The 19,799-nt window shown below is 75.1% G+C and carries 15 protein-coding genes; 9 read left to right on the top strand and 6 right to left on the bottom strand.

Annotation, left to right across the window (positions count from 1 at the left end):
• Positions 1–4 precede the first annotated feature (4 nt).
• From ACZ45Z_RS14820 to ACZ45Z_RS14810, 3 genes are read right to left on the bottom strand one after another with little or no spacing between them, the layout of a single operon-like run.
• On the bottom strand, positions 5–886 hold the full coding sequence (locus tag ACZ45Z_RS14820) for a 5-oxoprolinase subunit C family protein (protein ID WP_468361770.1): 882 nt from the start codon (positions 884–886) through the stop codon (positions 5–7).
• Positions 883–1,503 carry a 5-oxoprolinase subunit PxpB gene (gene pxpB / locus ACZ45Z_RS14815; RefSeq protein WP_468361767.1) on the bottom strand — a complete coding sequence of 207 codons (621 nt, stop codon included), beginning with the start codon at positions 1,501–1,503 and terminating at the stop codon, positions 883–885. The genes ACZ45Z_RS14820 and pxpB overlap by 4 nt, the downstream gene beginning before the upstream one ends.
• The gene (locus ACZ45Z_RS14810; RefSeq protein WP_468361764.1) at positions 1,500–2,321 is read right to left on the bottom strand and encodes a LamB/YcsF family protein; all 822 of its coding nucleotides are present in this window, start codon (positions 2,319–2,321) and stop codon (positions 1,500–1,502) included. The genes pxpB and ACZ45Z_RS14810 overlap by 4 nt, the downstream gene beginning before the upstream one ends.
• Before the next feature lie 203 nt (positions 2,322–2,524).
• On the opposite strand from ACZ45Z_RS14810, the gene ACZ45Z_RS14805 reads away from it, so the two are divergent.
• The 7 genes from ACZ45Z_RS14805 (at position 2,525) to ACZ45Z_RS14775 (ending at position 13,259) form a co-directional block, all read left to right on the top strand.
• Positions 2,525–3,268 (top strand): GntR family transcriptional regulator, encoded by a 744-nt coding sequence (locus ACZ45Z_RS14805; RefSeq protein WP_468361761.1) that lies wholly within the window; start codon positions 2,525–2,527, stop codon positions 3,266–3,268.
• Positions 3,269–3,415: 147 nt separating this feature from the next.
• Positions 3,416–4,123, top strand: coding sequence for a DUF969 domain-containing protein (locus ACZ45Z_RS14800; protein ID WP_468361758.1), 708 nt, complete (start codon positions 3,416–3,418; stop codon positions 4,121–4,123).
• Positions 4,120–5,088 carry a DUF979 domain-containing protein gene (locus tag ACZ45Z_RS14795; RefSeq protein WP_468361755.1) on the top strand — a complete coding sequence of 323 codons (969 nt, stop codon included), beginning with the start codon at positions 4,120–4,122 and terminating at the stop codon, positions 5,086–5,088. The genes ACZ45Z_RS14800 and ACZ45Z_RS14795 overlap by 4 nt, the downstream gene beginning before the upstream one ends.
• Before the next feature lie 71 nt (positions 5,089–5,159).
• On the top strand, positions 5,160–5,804 hold the full coding sequence (gene pcp, locus ACZ45Z_RS14790; protein ID WP_468361752.1) for a pyroglutamyl-peptidase I: 645 nt from the start codon (positions 5,160–5,162) through the stop codon (positions 5,802–5,804).
• Between the two features lie 134 nt (positions 5,805–5,938).
• Positions 5,939–7,477: a hypothetical protein gene (locus ACZ45Z_RS14785; protein WP_468361749.1), complete on the top strand. Its 1,539-nt coding sequence runs from the start codon at positions 5,939–5,941 to the stop codon at positions 7,475–7,477.
• Positions 7,478–7,568: 91 nt separating this feature from the next.
• Positions 7,569–8,498: a hypothetical protein gene (locus tag ACZ45Z_RS14780; RefSeq protein WP_468361746.1), complete on the top strand. Its 930-nt coding sequence runs from the start codon at positions 7,569–7,571 to the stop codon at positions 8,496–8,498.
• 54 nt (positions 8,499–8,552) lie between these two features.
• Positions 8,553–13,259, top strand: a complete 4,707-nt coding sequence (locus tag ACZ45Z_RS14775; protein ID WP_468361743.1) for a coiled-coil domain-containing protein — start codon at positions 8,553–8,555, stop codon at positions 13,257–13,259.
• A 30-nt stretch (positions 13,260–13,289) separates the two neighbouring features.
• Here ACZ45Z_RS14775 and ACZ45Z_RS14770 read toward each other — a convergent pair whose 3' ends face one another.
• From ACZ45Z_RS14770 to ACZ45Z_RS14760, 3 genes are all read right to left on the bottom strand, one after another.
• The gene (locus ACZ45Z_RS14770; RefSeq protein WP_468361740.1) at positions 13,290–14,375 is read right to left on the bottom strand and encodes an S-(hydroxymethyl)mycothiol dehydrogenase; all 1,086 of its coding nucleotides are present in this window, start codon (positions 14,373–14,375) and stop codon (positions 13,290–13,292) included.
• A 241-nt stretch (positions 14,376–14,616) separates the two neighbouring features.
• Positions 14,617–15,420 carry an IclR family transcriptional regulator gene (locus tag ACZ45Z_RS14765; RefSeq protein ID WP_468361737.1) on the bottom strand — a complete coding sequence of 268 codons (804 nt, stop codon included), beginning with the start codon at positions 15,418–15,420 and terminating at the stop codon, positions 14,617–14,619.
• A 253-nt stretch (positions 15,421–15,673) separates the two neighbouring features.
• The gene (locus ACZ45Z_RS14760; RefSeq protein ID WP_468361735.1) at positions 15,674–16,129 is read right to left on the bottom strand and encodes a hypothetical protein; all 456 of its coding nucleotides are present in this window, start codon (positions 16,127–16,129) and stop codon (positions 15,674–15,676) included.
• A 306-nt stretch (positions 16,130–16,435) separates the two neighbouring features.
• Here ACZ45Z_RS14760 and ACZ45Z_RS14755 point away from each other — a divergent pair, with 306 nt between their 5' ends.
• Positions 16,436–19,354 carry a sensor histidine kinase gene (locus ACZ45Z_RS14755; RefSeq protein ID WP_468361732.1) on the top strand — a complete coding sequence of 973 codons (2,919 nt, stop codon included), beginning with the start codon at positions 16,436–16,438 and terminating at the stop codon, positions 19,352–19,354.
• On the top strand, positions 19,351–19,797 hold the full coding sequence (locus tag ACZ45Z_RS14750; protein ID WP_468361729.1) for a roadblock/LC7 domain-containing protein: 447 nt from the start codon (positions 19,351–19,353) through the stop codon (positions 19,795–19,797). Before ACZ45Z_RS14755 ends, ACZ45Z_RS14750 begins: the two co-directional genes overlap by 4 nt.
• Positions 19,798–19,799 lie beyond the last annotated feature (2 nt).

Genomic DNA, 19,799 nt, shown 5'->3' with positions numbered 1-19,799 from the left:
CGGCCTACGCGGCGAGCCGCCGCGGGCGCAGCGGCACGAACCGGACCGGGGTGCCGGGGACGGCCTGGGCGGCGGGCGGCAGGCAGCGCTCGGGGACGACGCCGATGACGGGATAGCCGCCGGTGGTGGGGTGGTCGTGGAGGAAGAGCACCGGGAGGCCGTCGGGCGGGACCTGGAGCGCGCCCAGCACCATGCCCTCACTGGGGAGTTCGCCGGGCCGGGCGCGCTCCAGGGGCGGGCCCTCGGTGCGCAGGCCGATGCGGTTGCCGGCGGCCGAGACGCGGAACCGGCCGGTGACCAGGGTGCGCAGGCCCCGGTCGGTGAACCAGGTGGCGCGGGGGCCGGGGAGGAAGGGCAGGACGAGTTCGGTGACCGGGCCGGGGTGGGGCACGGCGTCGGCGCCGGCCGGCGGGCGGGCCGGCGCACCGAGGGGGAGTACCGCGCCGTCGGTGAGCGGGGCAGGGCCGAGGCCGGAGAGCAGGTCGGCGGCGCGGCTGCCGAGGACCGGCTCGGAAGTGATGCCGCCGGCGAACGCCAGGTACGAGCGCAGGCCGTGGGTGGCGGGACCGGCGTCCAGGACGGCGCCCGCCGGGACGCGGACCGGTGCCCCCCAGGGGGCGGGCCGGCCGTCGACGGTCACCGGGCAGGGGGCGCCCGCGACCGCGACGGTGGTGGCCGACCGGACGCGGACGGCGCAGCCCGTCAGCGTGGTTTCGAGTGCGGCGGCCGCTTCGGGGTTGCCGACCAGGCGGTTGGCCAGGCGGTGCGCGGGCTCGTCGAGCGCGCCGGAGCGCGGCACACCCAGGTGCGCGTGGCCGGGGCGGCCCAGGTCCTGGACGGTGGTGAGCGCGCCGGCCCGGACCACCGAGAAGGCGCGGTCCGTCACGGCGCGTCCTGGGGGACGAAGCGGACGCGGGTGCCGGGAGCCAGCAGTGCCGCCGGTTCGCGCCGCGGGTCCCACAGCACGGTGTCGGTGGTGCCGATGAGCTGCCAGCCGCCGGGGGAGGAGCGGGGGTAGACGCCGGTGTACGGGCCGGCGAGGGCGACCGAGCCCACGGGGACGCGGGTACGCGGAGTGGCCCGGCGCGGGACGTGCAGCGCCTGGGGCAGGCCGGTCAGATAGCCGAAGCCGGGGGCGAAGCCGCAGAACGCGACCCGGAAGGAGGTGGTGGAGTGCAGCCGCGCCACTTCCGCGGGGGCGACGTCCCACAGGGCGGCGACCTCGGCGAGGTCGGGGCCGTCGTAGCGGACCGGGATCTCGACGGCGGGGCGGTCGCCCGCGGCGAGGTGGGGAATCTCCCAGCCGGCCAGTTCGGCGGCGAAGCCGTAGGGGTCGGCGAGCCCGTCGAGGAGCACCGTGCGGGCGGCGGGCACGATCTCGCGCACCGAGGGCAGGGTGCCGGCGGCGGCCCGGCGCAGCAGTTCGGCGTGCAGCGCCTCGACGTCGCCGGCGCTGTCCAGTTCGATGAGCAGCCCGTGTTCGCCGACGGGCAGCGGCCTCACACGAAGCTCCGTACGCGCACCCCGGCGGCGGCCAGTTCGGACCGTACCCGGCGGGCGAGCGCGGCGGCGCCCGGGGTGTCGCCGTGCAGGCACAGCGACCGGGCGCTGACCGGGACCGGCCGGCCGTCGAGAGAGGTGGCGGTGTGGTCGCGGGCCATGCCCAGGGCGCGCTTGACGACCTCGTCCGGGTCGTGGATCACCGCTCCGGCCTCGCGGCGCGGGACGAGGGTGCCCTCGGCGGTGTAGGCGCGGTCGGCGAACGCCTCGCCGACGACGGGCAGCCCGGCCCGCCGCGCCGCCTCGTGGAGCCGGGAGCCCGCCAGGCCCAGGACCGGCAGGGCGCCGCCCGCGGTGCGGACACCGTCGATGACGGCGCCGGCCTGCTCCTCGTCGCGCACGCAGCGGTTGTAGAGCGCGCCGTGCGGTTTGACGTAGCCGACGCGGGCCCCGGCGGCGCGCGCGAAGACCTCCAACGCGCCGATCTGGTAGGCGACTTCGGCGGCCAGCTCGTCGGGCGGCAGGTCCATCGCGCGGCGGCCGAACCCGGCCAGGTCGCGGTAGGAGACCTGGGCGCCGATGACCACGCCGCGCTCGGCGGCCAGCTCGCACACCCGCCGCATCGTGGCGGGATCGCCGGCGTGGAAGCCGCAGGCGACGTTCGCGCTGGTCACGACGGACAGCAGCGCCTCGTCGTCGGTGAGCTGCCAGCGGCCGAAGCCCTCGCCGAGGTCGGCGTTGAGGTCGATGACGGCGTCGGCGGGGTCACCGGCGCCCTCGGCGTCGGCGCTCGTCACAGCGGGGGCCACCGCGTCGCTCATGTGGGTCCGTTCCAGAGGTGCTCGGTTCGTGGCCGGCCGGCCCGTATCCGTAGTGACTCTCCTCCGAGGGCACTCGGGCCGACCGGCGTTGCGGCCCAACGTAAGGGATCGTTGAACGATCCGACAAGAGGTGTGTTGTTTCGTGCTGTCTTCTGGGATTGACTTCGGGTGAAACGGCGCCAGAGGCGACAGCGGGGAGCGGCATGGCCGGCGGAGTGGCGAAGAACGATCAGCGGCGGCTCGCGGAGGTCTCGGGACTGGAGACCGACCGCCCCCTGCTCGGGCGCTCCAGCACGGCCGAACGGGTCGCCGACATCCTGCGCGACCGGATCGCCGAGGGCTACTTCCCGCCCGGCGCGCGGCTGTCGGAGGAGAGCATCGGCGGCGCGCTGGGCGTCTCGCGCAACACCCTGCGCGAGGCGTTCCGGCTGCTGACGCACGAGCGGCTGCTGGTGCACGAACTCAACCGCGGGGTGTTCGTGCGGGTGGTGACCGTCGAGGACCTGGACGACATCTACCGGGTGCGCGCCCTGGTGGAGTGCGCGGCCGTCCGCGGGCTGGGGCAGGGGCCGTACGACGCCGCGACGGACCGCGCCGTGGCGGCGATCGAGGCGGCCGTACGGGCGGGCGAGCGGGCCTCCCGGGAGCGGGCCTGGCAGGACCTCTCGACCGCGAACATCCGCTTCCACCAGGCGGTCGTGGCGCTGGCCGGCAGTCCGCGCACGGACGAGCTGATGCGCGGGGTGCTGGCCGAACTCCGGCTGGTCTTCCACGTCATGGACGACCCGCGGCGCTTCCACGCGCCGTACCTGACCCGCAACCGCCAGATCGTGGAGGCGCTCCAGGCGGGTGACGCGGCCGAGGCCGAGCGGCTGCTGGCGTCCTATCTGGAGGACTCGCGGGGCCAGTTGTCGGGCGCGTACGCCCAACGCATCGCCCAGGGCTGAGAATCGCGCGGGGTCGAGGAGCGCGCGGGGCCGAGGTCCGTCCGCCCGCACCCCTTGTCGGATCGTTGAACAATCGCCTAGCCTCCGCAGCAACCTTTACCCCTCTCCTCACGAACCCGTGGGGCCCCGTACGCGGAAGGCGGACCCATGATCGTGCTCCTCGGCGTACTCGTGGTCGTGATCGGCTTCGCCACGAAACGCAACCCCCTCCTGGTCGTGGGGGTGGCGGGCATCGCCACCGGCCTCCTGGGCGGTCTGAGCCCCGGCAAGGTGCTCGCCGCCTTCGGCGAAGGCTTCGCCGGCAGCCGGGCGGTGACCATCTTCGCCGTCACCCTCCCGGTGATCGGCCTGCTGGAGCGCTACGGCCTGCGGGAGCAGGCCCGCAACCTCATCGCCCGGTTCGGCAGGCTCACCACCGGACGCTTCCTCGCCCTCTACCTGGGGCTGCGGCAGATCGGCGCCGCGGTCGGCCTGACCAACGTCTTCGGCCACGCCCAGACCGTCCGCCCGCTCGCCGTCCCGATGGCCGAGGGCGCCGCCGAGCGCCGCTTCGGCCCACTTCCGGAGCGGACCCGGGAGAAGGTCCGGTCGTTCTCCGCCAGCGCCGACAACGTCGGCCTGTTCTTCGGCGAGGACGTCTTCCTGGCCGTCGGCTCGATCCTGCTGATCACCGGCTTCGTCAACACCACCTACGGCACCCACCTCGAACCGCTGCACCTCGCGCTGTGGGCGATCCCCACCGCCGTGTGCGCGTTCCTCGTCCACGGCGGGCGACTGCTGCGCCTGGACCGCCGCCTGGAGCGCGAACTGCTCGTCGCCAACGCCGAAACCGCCGCCGTGGAGGCCGCCCAGTGATCAAGGCAGAGTGGTTCTACTGGCTGGTCGGCCTCAGCTTCCTGGTGATGGCCGCCCAGATGCTCACCGACCGCAGCAACCCCAAGCGCCTGGGCACCGGCGCCTTCTGGGGACTGATCGGCGCCGGCTTCATCTACAGCGGCTGGGTCGTCACCAAACAGGCGCCCGCCGAGCCGCTCGGCGCCGCCGTCCTCCTGATGGCCGTCCTCGCCGGCTTCGGCTTCACCGGCCGCGGCGTCCCGCGCACCACCACCGACCGGCAGCGCACCGCCAGCGCCGCCGCCCTCGGCAACAAGCTGTTCGTGCCCGCCCTGACCATCCCGGCCGTCGCCATGGCCTGCGCCGTCGGCGTCAAACACCTGACCATCGCGGGCGAACCGGTCCTCCAGGAGGGCAGCGAGACCATCCTGGGCCTGGGCATCGGCGCCGTCGCCGCGCTGGCCGTCGCCATGATCATGCTGCGGGAGAAGCGGATCTCGGTGCCCGTGGAGTCCGGCCGGTCCATGCTGGAGGCGATGGGCTGGGCGATGCTGCTGCCCCAGATGCTGGCCACCCTCGGCGCCATCTTCCAGGTCTCCGGCGTCGGCGACCAGGTCGGCAGGCTCACCGCCTCCGTGCTGCCCAAGGACTCGCTCTACGTCGCGGTCGTCGTCTACTGCGTGGGCATGTTCCTGTTCACCGTCATCATGGGCAACGCCTTCGCCGCCTTCCCCGTGATGACCGCCGCCGTCGGCTGGCCCGTCCTGATCGGCCACTTCGACGGAGATCCCGCCGCCGTCCTGGCCATCGGCATGCTCGCCGGATTCTGCGGCACGCTCGTCACCCCGATGGCCGCCAACTTCAACATCGTGCCGGCCGCGCTGCTGGAACTGAAGGACCAGTACGGACCGATCAAGGCGCAGTTGCCCACCGCCGGCGTCCTCCTCGGCTGCAATATCGTGATCATGGCCCTGTTCGCCTTCTGACCGGCCACCGGCCCCTGGCCACCTACCCCGCTCCCGCCCCGTCCGCCACCGCGACCCGCCGAGGACCCCGTATGACCCGGGTACTGCTCACCGGATTCGAGCCCTTCGACGGCGAATCCCTCAACCCCTCCTGGCTGGCGGTACGCGCCGCCGCGGCGCACCCGCCCGCCGGAATCGACCTGGCCACCGCCGAGCTGCCCTGCGTCTACGGCGCTGTGCGCGGGGCCTTGCGCGCCGCGATCGACTCGGCCCGCCCCGAGATCGTGATCTGCGTCGGCCAGGCCGGCGGCCGTCCCGACATCACCGTCGAGCGGGTCGCCGTCAACGTCGACGACGCCCGCATCCCCGACGCCGCCGGCGCCCGGCCCGTCGACGAACCGATCGTGCCCGGCGGGCCCGCCGCCTACTTCTCCACCCTGCCCGTCAAGGCGTGTGTGGCGGCGGTCCGCGCCGCCGGCCTGCCGGCCTCCGTCTCCAACACCGCGGGCACCTTCGTCTGCAACCACGTCTTCTACGCCCTCGCCCACCTCATCGCCACCGAACTGCCCGGCCTGCGCGGCGGTTTCGTGCACGTCCCGTTCGCACCCGAACAGGTCCTGGACGGCGGCCGCCCCTCGCTGCCCGTCTCCGACGTCGCCCGCGCGCTCGGCGAGATCGCCGCCACGGCCGCCCGTACGCGCACCGACCTCCGCGTCGCCGAAGGGGCCACCCACTGATCGGCGACGGGGGCGCCGGGGCGGCGGGCGCGGCCGACGCCGTAGACTGACGCGTCGGCCGGCGTGCGGGTCCGACCATGAGGCGATCCGCGCCGTTTCGTCCGTTGTCAGTGCGACCGCCTACTCTGTGCGACGTGACTTTTCCCGCCCCCGGGGCCGCCGCGCCCCAGCTCAACGGGCCGCACCGGCCCGCGCCGGGCCCGGCCGCCGACGAGGGCCTGGCCCGCCGGCTGCGCGCCCTGGCCTGCACCGCGCCGCTGCACGACCTCGACGTGCGCAAGGCCAACCTCGCGGGCGAGTACGGCGTCTACGCCATGGCCGAGGTGGCTCTCGCCGTCATCGACCTCGTCACGCTCAACATGGACTTCGACACCGGCGCCGACCACGAGGAAATAGTGGCCAAGGTGCTCCCGCGCGTCGCCGCGCAGACCCCCGGCCGCCCCGCGGCCGAACACGAGCGGGTCGCCCGCTGGGTCCTGGAGAACCTGATCAACGTCGGCAGCGTGGACCGCGGCTTCCGCGCCGTCTACGGCACCTTCGGCCCCGACGGCGCCTACGTCCGCCGCGACTACGACTTCAAACTCATCGAAGAGGTCCCCGGGCCCGGCGGCAGCGTCTATCTGCGAGCCACCGACGAAGCGGTCAACGTCCTGGTCGGCGCCCTCGACACGGACGTCACCAGCGCCCAGATCGCCGCCGAGGTCAAGCTGGAGGTGCTGATCAACCGCGGCCGGCTGGCCGACGCCCAGCTCGCCGCCGAACAGGCCCGCTACCGCACGGTGCAGTACGCCGAGGCCCTGCGCAGGACCCTGGACGCCACCCGGCGCGACGTCCGCGCCGTCGACTGGCTCCAGACCGTCCCCGACATGATCGCCGAGGCCCTGGACCACGTCGCGGACCGCTACCGCCACGAGAACGCCATCCTGACCAATATCCGGAAGGCCCGCGACGAAGCCGAGGCCGTCGACGAGAAGACCAGCGAGCACAAGCGGCGCGCCGCCGAGCTGGTCGACATCGTCAAGGACTGCATCCGCCGCCACACCCAGCTCCAGTCCCGGCTGCTGGAGGCGGGCCCGCTCTTCCGCGCCGAACAGGACCGGCAGGCGTTCGCCACCCCCGCCGCCCGCGCCGGCCTCGACCTCTACGGCCAGCTCCTCGCCCCGCTGCTGCCGCTGCCCGCCGAGCGGGCCATCCGCGTCACCGACGCCTTCTTCGCCCGCGGCACGGGCCTGCGCACCCCCTCCGCCGTCCGCGTCGGCGACCTCGTCGACGTCCTGCTGACCCCGCCCACGGAACGCGAGCACCTCGGCGCCGCGATGCCCGAACCGGACCTGGTGGCGACCCCCGACGACAGCCGGTTCAGCGAGGAGCAGCTCGACGCCGCGATGGAACTGCTCGACCTGCCGCCCGAGGCGCCCCGCAGGCTCTCCGGGCTCCTCGCCGACGCCCGCCGCACCGATCCCGACCTCCCCTACCTCGTCGCCCTGCTGGCGGTGCACGCCGCCAGCCCGCCGGTCGGCACGGCCTACCGCCAGGGCGAGCGGCAACTGCTGTTCGCCGTCGACGACGGCACCGAGCTGGCCGACCCGGAATTCGGCGGCGCCGACCTCATCGTCGGCACCGCCCTGCTGGACGCGGCCGGGATGGCCGCGGACCGTTCGGAGGTGGCCTGATGCCCAGCCGCCCCGCCCGGCACCCGGCGCCCGCGCCGCACGCACGGCTCTTCCCGTTCCCCCCGCCCGTTCCCCGCAAGGAGCCGCACCCGTGACCCAGTACGACGCCGACGAGGCGCCGCAGCCGGACGAGGCGTCCCCGGCCGGCGAGCGGGCCCCGGCCGCACCCGCCGAGCCGGCCGCGGCGGGAGCCGCGCCCCTGAGCCCGGCCGACGCCGCCGACGCCGCCCGCCTGGTCTCCTTCGGGCTCCAGCCCAAGCTGCTGCCCGCCCGCGACGCCGAATACGCCGAGCTGCTGCGCCGCTACCGCGAGGACCCCGCCTTCGCCCGCCTCGCCGACGCCGTGGCCACCGGCCTCGGGCTGATCGTCCTGGAGGTCTCCCCGCGCGCCGGCATGGCCGTCACCGCCGCCGAGGACTCCGTCTTCGCCGTCCGGATGGGCGACTACGCCCGCCGCGCCTCCGCCGACTCCGCCGACCGCTTCCTGCACGGCCTGGCCCACCTCGCCGTCGCCGCGCTGGCCTTCCCCCGCCCCGAGGACCTCGCCGACGACGGCTACATCGGCCGGATCACCGTCAACGGCGTCGACGCCTTCGTCCGCCAGGCCTGCCGCCGCCTGGAGGAGCGCGCCGAACGGGACGGCGAGAACACCGACCCGGCCACCGACGCCCCCGGCCTGGAATCGGCCTGGCGCGTCTACGCCCGGCGCAGCGCGACCGGCGCCACGAAGGACGCCCGGCGGCTGGCCGGCTCGACCACCGGCATCATCGCCAAGGCCGTCACCTTCCTCGTCGACTCCGGCTTCCTCCAGCGCACCGGTGACGACGCCGGCGGCACCTACCGCACCACCGCCCGCTACCAGCTCCAGGTCCGCGACATGGCCGGCAGCGCCGCCATGGCCGAGCTGCTGGAGCTGGGCGTCGTCGCCGTCGCCGACGGCAGCGCCTCCCTGCTGCCCGGCGAGGACGCCGACGACCTCGATCTCGTCGCCGACGCCGGACTGCCCTTCCACTCCCGCTGACCACGCCCGCCGCCCCGCCCGACCACCGCCCCACACGAACAACGAGAGTCCGCCATGTACGAGCTGTCCCGGGTCCGCCTCTACTCCATCGGGCCCGCCGGTGCGCGGTACGCCGACACCGTGCTGGACCTGCGCGGAGTCGGCGCGCCGGTGCCCCGCCCGGCCCCGGCCCAGGCGGACTTCTTCGAGGACGAACCGGCCGGCCCGCCGCGCCGCCCCGCCCCCGCGGGCGTCCTCTTCCTGGAGAACGGCGGCGGCAAATCGGTCCTGCTCAAGCTGATCTTCTCGGTCATGCTGCCCGGACACCGCAACACCCTCGGCGGCGCCAGCTCCGGCGTCCTGCGCAAGTTCCTCCTCGCCGACGACTGCGGCCACGTCGCCCTGGAGTGGCAGCACGTCCTCACCGGCGAGAGCGTCGTCGTCGGCAAGGTCAGCGAATGGCGCGGCCGGCAGGTCTCCAACGACCCCCGCAAGTTCGCCGAGGCCTGGTACAGCTTCCGGCCCGGGCCGGGCATGAGCCTGGACTCCCTGCCCGTCGCCGAGGCCACCCTCGTCCGGCCCCGCCAGGAGGGCGGCGACGGCGCCTGGGGAGCCCAGGGCCGCCGCCGCACGATGAAGGGCTTCCGCGACGTCCTGACCGAGGCCGGGAAGAACTACCCCAACCTCGACGTGGTCTGGGAAGAGATCCACGAACGCTGGAACGAACACCTCGGCGCCCTCGGCCTGGACCCCGAACTCTTCCGCTACCAGCGCGAGATGAACGCCGACGAGGGCGAGGCCGCCGGCCTGTTCGCCGTCAAGAACGACTCCGACTTCACCGACCTGCTGCTGCGCGCCGTCACCGACACCCGCGACACCGACGGCCTCGCCGACCTCGTGCACGGCTTCGCCCACAAACTGGGCCGCCGCGCCGAACTCACCGCCGAACGCGACTTCACCGCCGGCTCCCTCGACCTGCTGTCCCGGATCGCCGAGGCCGCCGAGCACCGCGAGACCGCCCGCGAGGTGCACGCCGGCGCCGAGCGCCGCACCCGCGCCCTCGCCCAGCGGCTGCACGCCCGCGGCACCGAGGAGCGCGGCCGGGCCGCCGAACTCGCCGAAGAGGTCGCCGCCGCCGCGCACCGCGTCACCGACGCCGAGCGCACCCGCGAACGCCGCGCGCTGGTCGCCGCCGAACTCGCCTACCGCCACGCCTCCTTGGCGCTGGCCGCCGCCGAGAAGGGCGCCGCCGCCCAGCGCCGCGAGCTGAACGACGCCCGCACCCTGCACAGCGCCTGGCAGGCCGCCGAGATCGCGCTGCGCCACCGCGCCGCCGCCGACCGCTCCGCCCGCGTCGCCGCCGCCATCCGCGAGGCCGAGCGGGACGCCGCCCCCGCGCTCGCCGCCCGCGCCACCGCCGCCACCGACCTCGTCCGCGCCCTGCACACCGCCGCCGAAGCCGGCGAGCGCGTCGCCAACGAGGAGGAGGAGCGCTCCGCGGCCCTCCAGGAAGCCGGCGAATCGGCGCACCGCGACGCGACCGCCGCCGCCACCCACGCCCAGCGCGCCCGCAGCGAGGCCGACCACCTCAAGCAGCGCCTCGCCGAGGTCGCCCAGGAGACCACCGAGGCCGTCGAGGCCGGCTGGCTGGACGACACCGCTCCGGACGCCGACCCGGCCCGCGCCGCGCTCGCCGCCTCGGACGCCGAGAAGAGCGCCGTCGAAGCCTGGGACACCGCCCGCGAGGCCGCCCGGCAGTCCGCCGACCGGGCCCGGGAGGCCACCGCCCGGCACGCCGCCGCCGAACTGGCCGCGGCCCGCGCCGAGGACGCCGCGCAGGCCGCCGAGCGCGCGTACGACGCCGAGCGCGGCGCCGCCGAGGCGATCGGCGCCGAGCAGCGGCTCGCCGACCTCCTCGGCCTCCCGCAGTCCGCCGCCCGCTCCCTCGCGCTGCCCGGCCCCCGTACGTCCTCCGCCGTGGACGACAGCGCCCCGCGCCGCCCGGCCGAGGCCCCGCTCACCGCCGAAGAGCTGGACCGCAACGCCGACGACCTGCGCGCACTCCTGGAGGAGGGCGTCACCGCCGCCGAGCGGCAGCTCTTCGACCTGCGCACGGCCGCCGCGGACGACGCCCGCATCCTCGGCGCGCTCGGCGACGGCGGACTGCTGCCGCCCGGGCCCGACGTCCTGGCCACCGTCGAGTATCTCGGCGAGCACGGCGTCCCGGCTCTGCCCGGCTGGCGCTATCTGGCCCAGTCCGTCGACCCCGCCGACCACGCCCGGGTGCTCTCCGCCCGCCCCGAGCTGGTCGACGGCGTGATCATCACCGACCCCGAGACGCACGCCCGGGCCCGCGAGGTGCTCGCCCAGGCCGCGCTGCTGCCCCGCTCCGCCGTCGCCGTCGGCACCGCCGCGGCCCTGCTCGCCCCCACCCCGGCCCCCGACGAGCGGGACACGGCCGTCCACAGCGTCTTCCTCGTCACGCCGAACCCGGCCATGCACGACGAATCCGCCGCGGACGAGGAGCGGCAGGCCCTGCGCGCCCGCGCCATAGAGCGCGACGAGGAGATCCGCCGGCTCGCCGCGCGGCTCGCCGGGGACCGCGCGCTGGCCGCCCGCCTCGGCTCGTGGCGCACCGGCTGCCCGGCCGGCCGGCTCGCCGAACTGGCCGCCGCCGCCGAGCGGACCAAGGCCGCCGCGCGGGACGCCGCGGCCGAGCTGGCCGAGGCCCGGACGCTGCGCGCCGAGGCCGACGAGGTCGCGGCGGAGGCCGCCCGGGTCCGCGACGAGCGCCAGGAGGCCGCGCAGCGCGCCCGCCGTGTCGCCGACGTCCTGGCCGGGCTCGCCCACCGGCTGCGCGAGCGCGCCGCCTGGCAGTCCCGCCTGCGCGAACTGGCCGACGAGGCGGCCGAGTTCGAGGCGCGCGCCGAGGAGTGCGTGGACCGCGCACGGGCCGCCGACGAGGACCGCAGGGCCGCGCAGCGCGCCGCCGACGACGCCCGCCGTACCGCCCGCGCGCTGCGCGCCGAGCGGTCCGAGATCGCCGGTGTCCCCGACGACCTGGGCGCCGCCCCCGAGAGCGCCGCCGCCTCCCTCCCGGCGCTGCGCGAGGCCTACCGTGCCGCCTCCCAGCTCTACGAAAAGGTGGGCGTCGGCGCCGACCTGCGCGCCGAACAGGCCCGCGCCGAGGGCGACGAGTCCGCGGCCCTGGCCGAGCTCAACCGCCTCACCAACAAGGTCCGCACCCGCGCCGAACAGCTCCTGCAGAGCCCCGACGCCGCCGACGGCCCGTCCCGGCAGGCCGCCGCGGCCCGCGCCGAATCGCTCGTCCAGATGCTGGAGACCCGCGCCTCGGCCGCCAGTGAGCAGCTAGGCCGGCTGCGCGGTGAGGCGGAGCGGCTGGCGCCGACCGACGGCGACGCGCACACCGAGCTCCCCGAGGAGCTGGTGCCCGCCGACGCCGACCGCGCCAAGGAGCTGCTGCGCACCGCGACCGGCGAACTGGCCACCGCCACGGACGCGTTGGCCGGTGCCCGGACGCGTCATGAGGAGCTGCTGCGCGGCCATCGCGCCGCCGAGGACGCGGCCGGCGGCTTCGACGAGACCGCGGCCCTGCTGCGCGATCTGCTGCGCGACCACCACGACGGCGAGGAGACGGCGGGTGAGGGGCCCGAGCCGTACGCCGGCCGGTTGGAGGACGCCCGGCAGGCCGCCGCCGAGTCCCGACGCTCCCTGCGGGGCTGCGCCGCCGACCTCTCCGCCGCCGAGGCCGCGGTGCGCGAGGCGAGCGACATCCTCGTACGGCACGCCAACTCCACCCGCTACGAGCAGGTCCGCACCCCCGCCCGGCAGCAGATCCGCGAGCTGCCCGCCGCCGCGCTGCCGGACCACGCCGCCAAGTGGGCGACGGCCTTCGCGCCCCGGCTGCGGGTGCTCACCGACGAGTTGGAGCAACTGGAGCGCAACCGCGACAGCATCGTCGACCGGCTCCGCGGTCTGGTGGAGTCCTCGCTGACGACGCTGCGTTCGGCGCAGCGGCTGTCCCGGCTCCCCGAAGGGCTGGGGGAGTGGTCGGGGCAGGAGTTCCTGCGGATCCGCTTCGACGATCCGGACCAGGCCACGCTCACCGAGCGGTTGGGCGAGGTCATCGACGAGGCGACCCGCAGCGCCGTCCGGAAGAACAGCGATCTGCGGCGGGACGGCATGTCCTTGCTGCTGCGCGGGGTCGGCGCGGCCCTCCAGCCGCGCGGGGTGTCCGTCGAGATCCTCAAGCCGGACGCGGTGCTGCGCGCCGAACGGGTGCCGGTGGGGCAGATGGGCGACGTCTTCTCCGGCGGCCAACTGCTGACCGCCGCCATCGCCCTGTACTGCACGATGGCGGCCCTGCGCAGCAACGACCGGGGCCGCGACAAGCTGCGGCACGCCGGCACGCTGTTCCTCGACAACCCCATCGGCCGCGCCAACGCCACCTACCTGCTGGAGCTCCAGCGCGCCGTCGCCGACGCGCTGGGCGTCCAGTTGCTCTACACCACCGGCTTGTTCGACACCACGGCGCTCGCCGAGTTCCCGCTGGTCATCCGGCTGCGCAACGACGCGGACCTGCGGGCCGGGCTGAAGTACATCAGCGTCGAGGAGCACCTGCGTCCGGGTCTGCCGCAGCAGGACCCGGCCGGCGAGGTGGTGCACGGCCAGATCACGGCGACGCGGATGTACCGCCGCCCGGACGAGCCGCCGCGGGTGCCCGCCCAGCAGGAGTCCGGGCCGGACGAGGGCGGCAGGTGACCACCGGCCGGGCGGCGCCCGCGCGCCCGGTCAGAGCACCACGACCGACCGCAGCACCTGACCGCGCCGCATCTTGGCGAAGGCGTCTTCGAGGCCGTGGAGGGGGACGGTTTCGGTGACGAAGCGGTCGAGGTCGAGTTTGCCGCTCAGGTAGAGGTCGATCAGGACGGGGAAGTCGCGGCTGGGCAGGCAGTCGCCGTACCAGGAGGACTTCAGGGCGCCGCCCCGGGAGAACAGGTCGATCAGGGGCAGTTCGACGCGCATCGCGGGGTCGGGGACGCCGACCTGGACGAGGGTGCCGGCCAGGTCGCGCATGGAGAAGCCCTGGAGGTAGGTCTCGGGGCGGCCCACGGCGTCGATGACGACATCGGCGCCGTGGCCGCCGGTGAGGCGCCGGACCGCCTCCACGGGGTCCGTGCCCCGGGAGTTGACGGTGTCGGTGGCGCCGAACCGCTCGGCGGCGTCCAGCTTCTTGTCGTCGATGTCGACGGCGATGATCCGGCGGGCGCCCGCCAGCGAGGCGCCGGCGATGGCGGCGTTGCCGACGCCGCCGCAGCCGAGGACGGCGACGGTGTCGCCGCTGCCCACACCGCCGGTGTGCACGGCCGCGCCGTAGCCGGCCATCACCCCGCAGCCGATCAGGCCGGCCGCCTCGGGACGGGCGGACGCGTCGACCTTCACCGCCTGCCCGGCCGCGACCAGGGTCTTCTCCGCGAACGCGCCGATGCCCAGGGCGGCGGTCAGCGGTGTGCCGTCCAGCAGGGTCATGGGCTGGGCGGCGTTGCGGGAGGCGAAGCAGTACCAGGGGCGGCCGCGGCGGCAGGAACGGCAGTCACCGCACGGTGCCCGCCACGCCAGCACCACATAGTCACCGGGCTTCAGGTCCCCGCAGTCCGGGCCGGTGGCCTCGATGATCCCGGCCGCCTCGTGCCCCAGCAGATAGGGGAAGTCCTCGCCGATCGCGCCCTCGCGGTAGTGCAGATCGGTATGGCAGACCCCGCAGGCCTGCACGGCCACGAGCACCTCCCCGGGGCCGGGATCCGGCACGAGGACGGTCAGTGTCTCGACCGGCGCGCCCTTTTTCACGGCGACGGAGGCGCGGGCTTCGTGCGGCATGTCTCTCACTCCTAAACGGCGCCTGCGTCATGGCAGGGGCGGATGCGCAGGGAGTTGGCACGGATGCCTGTGAGGGGTGGGGTGGTGCGCTGCGCCGACACGGGCGACGACGGCGGCCGGAAATCCGCCTACGTGGCCCGGGTGTTGCCTATGGCGCGCCCTGATGCGCCATAGGAGACATGCTGGAAGTCCGCCGACGATCCGTCAAGGGGCCGTTTTCCGCTGCCGGTCCGCCGCCCGCTCAGCCCGCGTACCCCATCCGGCGGGAGAGTTCGGCGGCCGCCTTCGCCGACCGCTCCGCGAGCCCGGTGAGCAGCGCGCGTTCCATGCGGTACGCGGGCCCGGAGACACCGATCGCCCCGATCACCGCGCCGTCGTGCGCCCGTACCGGCGCCGCCACGGCGTTCAGCCCGATCTCCAGCTCCTCGGCCGTGCGGGCGTAGCCGTTCTCGATCACTCCGGTCAGCTCCTCGCGCAGAGCGGCCGCGGTCAGGGTGTTCTCGGTGAACCGGGGCAGCTTCCGGGCCACCAGCGCCTCCCGGCGCTCCGCCGGCAGATGCGCCAGCAGGACCTTGCCGCTGGCGGTGGCGTGCAGCGGCGTGCGGCGGCCGAGCCAGTTGTAGGCGGTCACCGCGGCGGCGCCCCTGGCCTGCATGATGTTGACGGCCGCGTCCCCGTCCAGCACCGCGATGTTGGCGGTCTCGCCGGTGTCGTCGGCGAGCGCCCGGCACACCGGCTGCCCCTCCTGGGAGATGTCCAGCCGGATCGCCGCGGCGCCGGCCAGCCGCAGCACCCCCGCGCCCAGGAAGTACTTGCCGCGGTCCCTCTCCTGCTCGACCAGCCCCCGGTTCTCCAGGACCCCCAGGATCCGGAAGGCGGTGGATTTGTGGACCCCGAGCTCCTCGGAGATCTCGGTCACCCCGGCCTCGCCCAGGCGGGCGAGGATCTCCAGGACGCTCACCGCGCGGTCGACGGACTGGACGGATCCGGCGCCCGCGCGGCGCTCCTCGGCGCGGTCCTCTGGTGTATCGGTCGTGTTCGGCATGGGTCTTCGCGTCACCACCCGGTCGCCCCTTGGCGGGGCGCGTCTGAGGCCATCTGCCGGCACGCCCCTGACGGCCCGCTGCCCGGCTCGGAGTCTGTTGCGCATCACGCGCTGCGATGCGTTATTCAGAACGCCATGATACCGATGAGCGCGAGGGGGACCAGATACTCGCCGCCAGGTAGAAGGCCGCCTCGTCGAATGCCCGCCGCACGCGGCCCTGTTCGGGCTCCGCGTCCCACCCCGTACGCGGACCTCAGGCCGCCGCGCCGTCCACGCGGGACGGCCCCTCCCGGGACTCCCGCCCCTCCTGGCGGCGCGCCCGCCGCCGCTCGCGGCGCAGCTCACGGGCGGTACTGCTCGGCTGCGACCACACCCCGTTGCGCTGCACCCACACCTGGCGGGTCACCCACACGTCCAGCACCGCCCACGTCGCCACGATCGTGCTGACCACCGTGCTGATCACCGCCGGGAAGGCCAGCCACGAACCCGCCAGCGTGCACAGGAACGCCACCATGGCCTGGGTCAGGGTGAGCGCCACGATGATGACGGCCCGCACCGCGGCCGTGCGTACCGGATCCGGCATCCGCCGCCGGGTCGCCGGCTCCTCCTGCCACAAGGGACGCCTGCCGGTGTCCATGAACGTGTCACACTCCCCGCGCTTCCCCGCCTGTCCGACTTCTCGGTGGCTGCCCGGTTTTCCCCGGCACATGCCCGCCGTTTCGGGCCCGGTCCCCTCATGGTCACGCACCGGGCCGGGCCGCGCGCGCCCGGGGAGCGGAAAACCGGCCAACCGGACCACCGCCCCCGCGCACGACCGGACCGCGCCGAGGTCGGCCCGGAGGTGATCGGCGGGTGTGTTGTCCGGGAATCGACGGACAACTCGTGACGATCCCGCCCCGCCCCCTTTCCACAAGGCTTGGACAGCCCTTCGGGTTCGTCACCCGACAGTAGTAGGCTCGCGCCGTTTGTTGACGGAACACCACCCCCGTGCGCCGGGGTTGACGTAGGGGAGGCCATGCGCTTTCGCGGGAAGTCGATCCGCCGGAAGATCGTGGCGCTGCTGCTCGTGCCGCTGGTGTCCCTGACGGCCATGTGGGCGTTCGCGACCTATCTCACCGGGCGTGAGGCCAACCAGCTACTCGATGTCGGCAACGTCATCCGCAATGTGGGGTATCCCGCCGAGGACCTCGTCCAGGCTCTCCAGAGCGAACGCCGGCAGAGCCTGCTCTATCTCGCCGACCGCCGCGGCGCCGACGCGCTGACCGAACTGCGCCGGCGCACCCACGCCACCGACGCACGCGTCGCCCGGCTCCGCGCCAACGCGGTGGACCCCGACGTACGGCGGGACCTGGCGGGCGACGCCGGCGACCGGATGGACAGCGTCGTCAAGGGGCTGGCCGGCCTCGGGTCCCTGCGCCGCCAGGTCGAGAACAACACCGTCACCCGCGACGAGGCCATGGAGGCCTACAACGCCCTCGTCGACCCCCACTACGACTTCCTCGCCGCCCTCCACGCCCTGGAGAACGTCGAGATGGACAAACAGGGCCGCGCGCTGGTCAACATCACCCGCGCTCGGGAGGCGTTCTCCCGCGAGGACGCCCTGATGTCCGCCGCACTGGCCTCCGGCAGCATGAGCGCGCGCGACCTGCGTGCCGTCTCCGACCGGGTCGCGGAGCGCCGGGTCCTGTACGGCACCAGCCTGCCCATCATGCCCGTCAAGGAGCGGGGCCTCTACGAGGACTACTGGCGCACCGCCAACGCCCGCGAGATCACCTCCTACGAGGACCGCGCCATCGCCGCCGGCGCGCGTGACGCCCCGCGCGCCGTCAACCCCGGCCGCTGGCACACCTCCGCGCAGAAGGTCCTCGACGACCTCGAACGGATGGGCAAGGACGCCGGCGACCGCTACCAGGAACGCGTGGAACCGGTCGCCACCGCCGTCGTCCTGAAGGCCGGCATCGCCGGCGTCCTCGGCTTCATCGCCCTCCTGGTCTCCGTCATCGTCTCGTTCCGGATCGGCCGCCGGCTCGTCAAGGACCTGACGCGGCTGCGCAAGGCCGCCCACGAGGTCTCCGGCGTCCGGCTGCCCAGCGTCATGCGCCGGCTGGCCGCCGGCGAACAGGTCGACGTGGAGACCGAAGCCCCCCGGCTCGAATTCGGCTCCGACGAGATGGGGCAGGTGGGCCAGGCGCTCAACACCCTCCAGCGGGCCGCCGTCGAGGCCGCCGTCAAACAGGCGGACATGCGCCGCGGCGTCTCGGAGGTGTTCGTCAACCTCGCCCGCCGCAGCCAGGTCCTCCTGCACCGCCAGCTCACCCTCCTGGACGCCATGGAACGGCGCACCGAGGACACCGACGAACTCGCCGACCTCTTCCGCCTCGACCACATGACCACCCGCATGCGCCGCCACGCCGAGGGCCTGGTCATCCTCTCCGGCGCGGCCCCCTCCCGGCAGTGGCGCAAGCCGATCCAGTTGATGGACGTGGTGCGCGCGGCCGTCGCCGAGGTCGAGGACTACGAGCGGATCGAGGTACGTCGGCTGCCGCGCCTGGCGGTGGACGGCCCCGCCGTCTCCGACCTCACGCACCTGATCGCCGAACTCCTGGAGAACGCCACCGTCTTCTCCCCGCCGCACACCGCCGTCCAGGTGCTCGGCGAGCGGGTCGCCAACGGCTTCACCCTGGAGATCCACGACCGCGGCCTGGGCATGGCCCCCGACCTGCTGCTGGACGCCAACCTCCGGCTCGCCGAAACCCCCGAGTTCGAACTGTCCGACACCGACCGGCTGGGCCTGTTCGTCGTCAGCCGGCTCGCCCAGCGGCAGGGCGTACGGGTCTCGCTCCAGCCCTCCCCGTACGGCGGCACCACCGCCGTCGTCTTCATCCCCGGCACCATCCTCACCGCGACCACGGAAGGCGGGCGCGAGGACGGGGCGGCGGACACCACCGGCCTCGCGGACGGCCGGGCCGACAACGAACTGGAGCACGCGGCGGGCAAGCTGGCCGCGCTGGCCCAGGTGCCGATACCGCTGCCGGAGCGCGAGCGCCACAACCCCGCCCTCATCGACGGTCCCGTCGAACTGGAGGCCCCGCTCGGGCCGGAGGAGCTCGGTCCGCTCGACGGCGAGGACACCGTCTTCCGCGGCCGGTCCCGCGGCGCCGGCCGCGACCGGCGCCGGCCGTCCGCCCCTTCCGGCCGCCCCGCGCGCTCCGGCATCGGCCCCGTGCCGTCCGTGCCGTCCGGTGAGCAGCACCAGCAGACCCGCGACCAGGCGCCCGGCGGGCCGACCCCGCTGCCGCGCCGCCCCCGGCCGCCGGTCCTGATCTCCGACCACGGCCGAACGGTCGAGGACGGCGACGCCCGCCGCGAGACGGCCACCGGGCGCTCCGGCGCCGAGCGGGACGAACACCGCCCGCAGGCCCCGGCGGACACCTCCGAGCCGCCCCAGGACCCGCCCGCCGCGCCGCCGACCACGCCGGGCGGGCTGCCCCGCCGGGTGCGGCAGGCCAGCCTCGCGCCGCAGCTCAAGGCCGACGCGGCCCGGGCGGCCGGGACGGAGCGGCAGGCCGCCGAGGCCACGCCCGACGACCGCGACGCCGAGGCGGTCCGTGCCCGGATGGCCTCGCTCCAGCGAGGCTGGCTGCGCGGCCGCCGCGACAACGGCGAGCCGCCGCACGGGGCCGCCGCGGACACCGGCCCCGGGGACGCGGCCCGGGCCGGCACCGCCGAAGGCGCCACCCCCGACGACGCCACGGCGTCCGGGCCCGCCACCCGCCGCGACGCCCCGCGCGCCGCCGCGGCGACCCACCACCACGACGACGACCACCGCACCGAAGCCGCCCGAGACACCGCCGCCCACGGCCCCGCCGCGCGCGACGACGAAGACGGCGGCACCACAGCACCAGGAACCACATCGGGAGGGGACGGTCCATGACCGCACCGAAGGCAGCAGCTTCCACCGCACCGGCCGCGTCGAAGGGCTCGGGGGAGCTGAACTGGCTCCTGGACGAGCTGGTCGACCGGGTCGGCAGCATCCGTAAGGCCCTCGTCCTCTCCAGCGACGGGCTGGCCACCGGGGCGTCCAAGGACCTGACCCGCGAGGACGGCGAGCACCTGGCCGCGGTCGCCTCCGGCTTCCACAGCCTCGCCAAGGGCGTCGGCCGCCACTTCGACGCCGGCCGGGTCCGCCAGACCATGGTCGAGCTGGACGACGCGTTCCTCTTTGTCAGCGCCGCCGGTGACGGCAGTTGCCTGGCGGTCCTGGCCGACGCGGACTCCGACGTCGGGCTGATCGCCTACGAGATGACGCTGCTCGTCAAGCGCGTGGGCACGCACCTGGGCACCGCGCCCCGGTCCGGGCTGCCCACCGGCGGGTGACG

This window comes from Streptomyces sp. NPDC031210 (assembly GCF_055570395.1).
The sequence above is the reverse complement of the archived record's forward strand: the minus strand, read 5'-3'. Positions and strand labels throughout refer to the sequence as shown.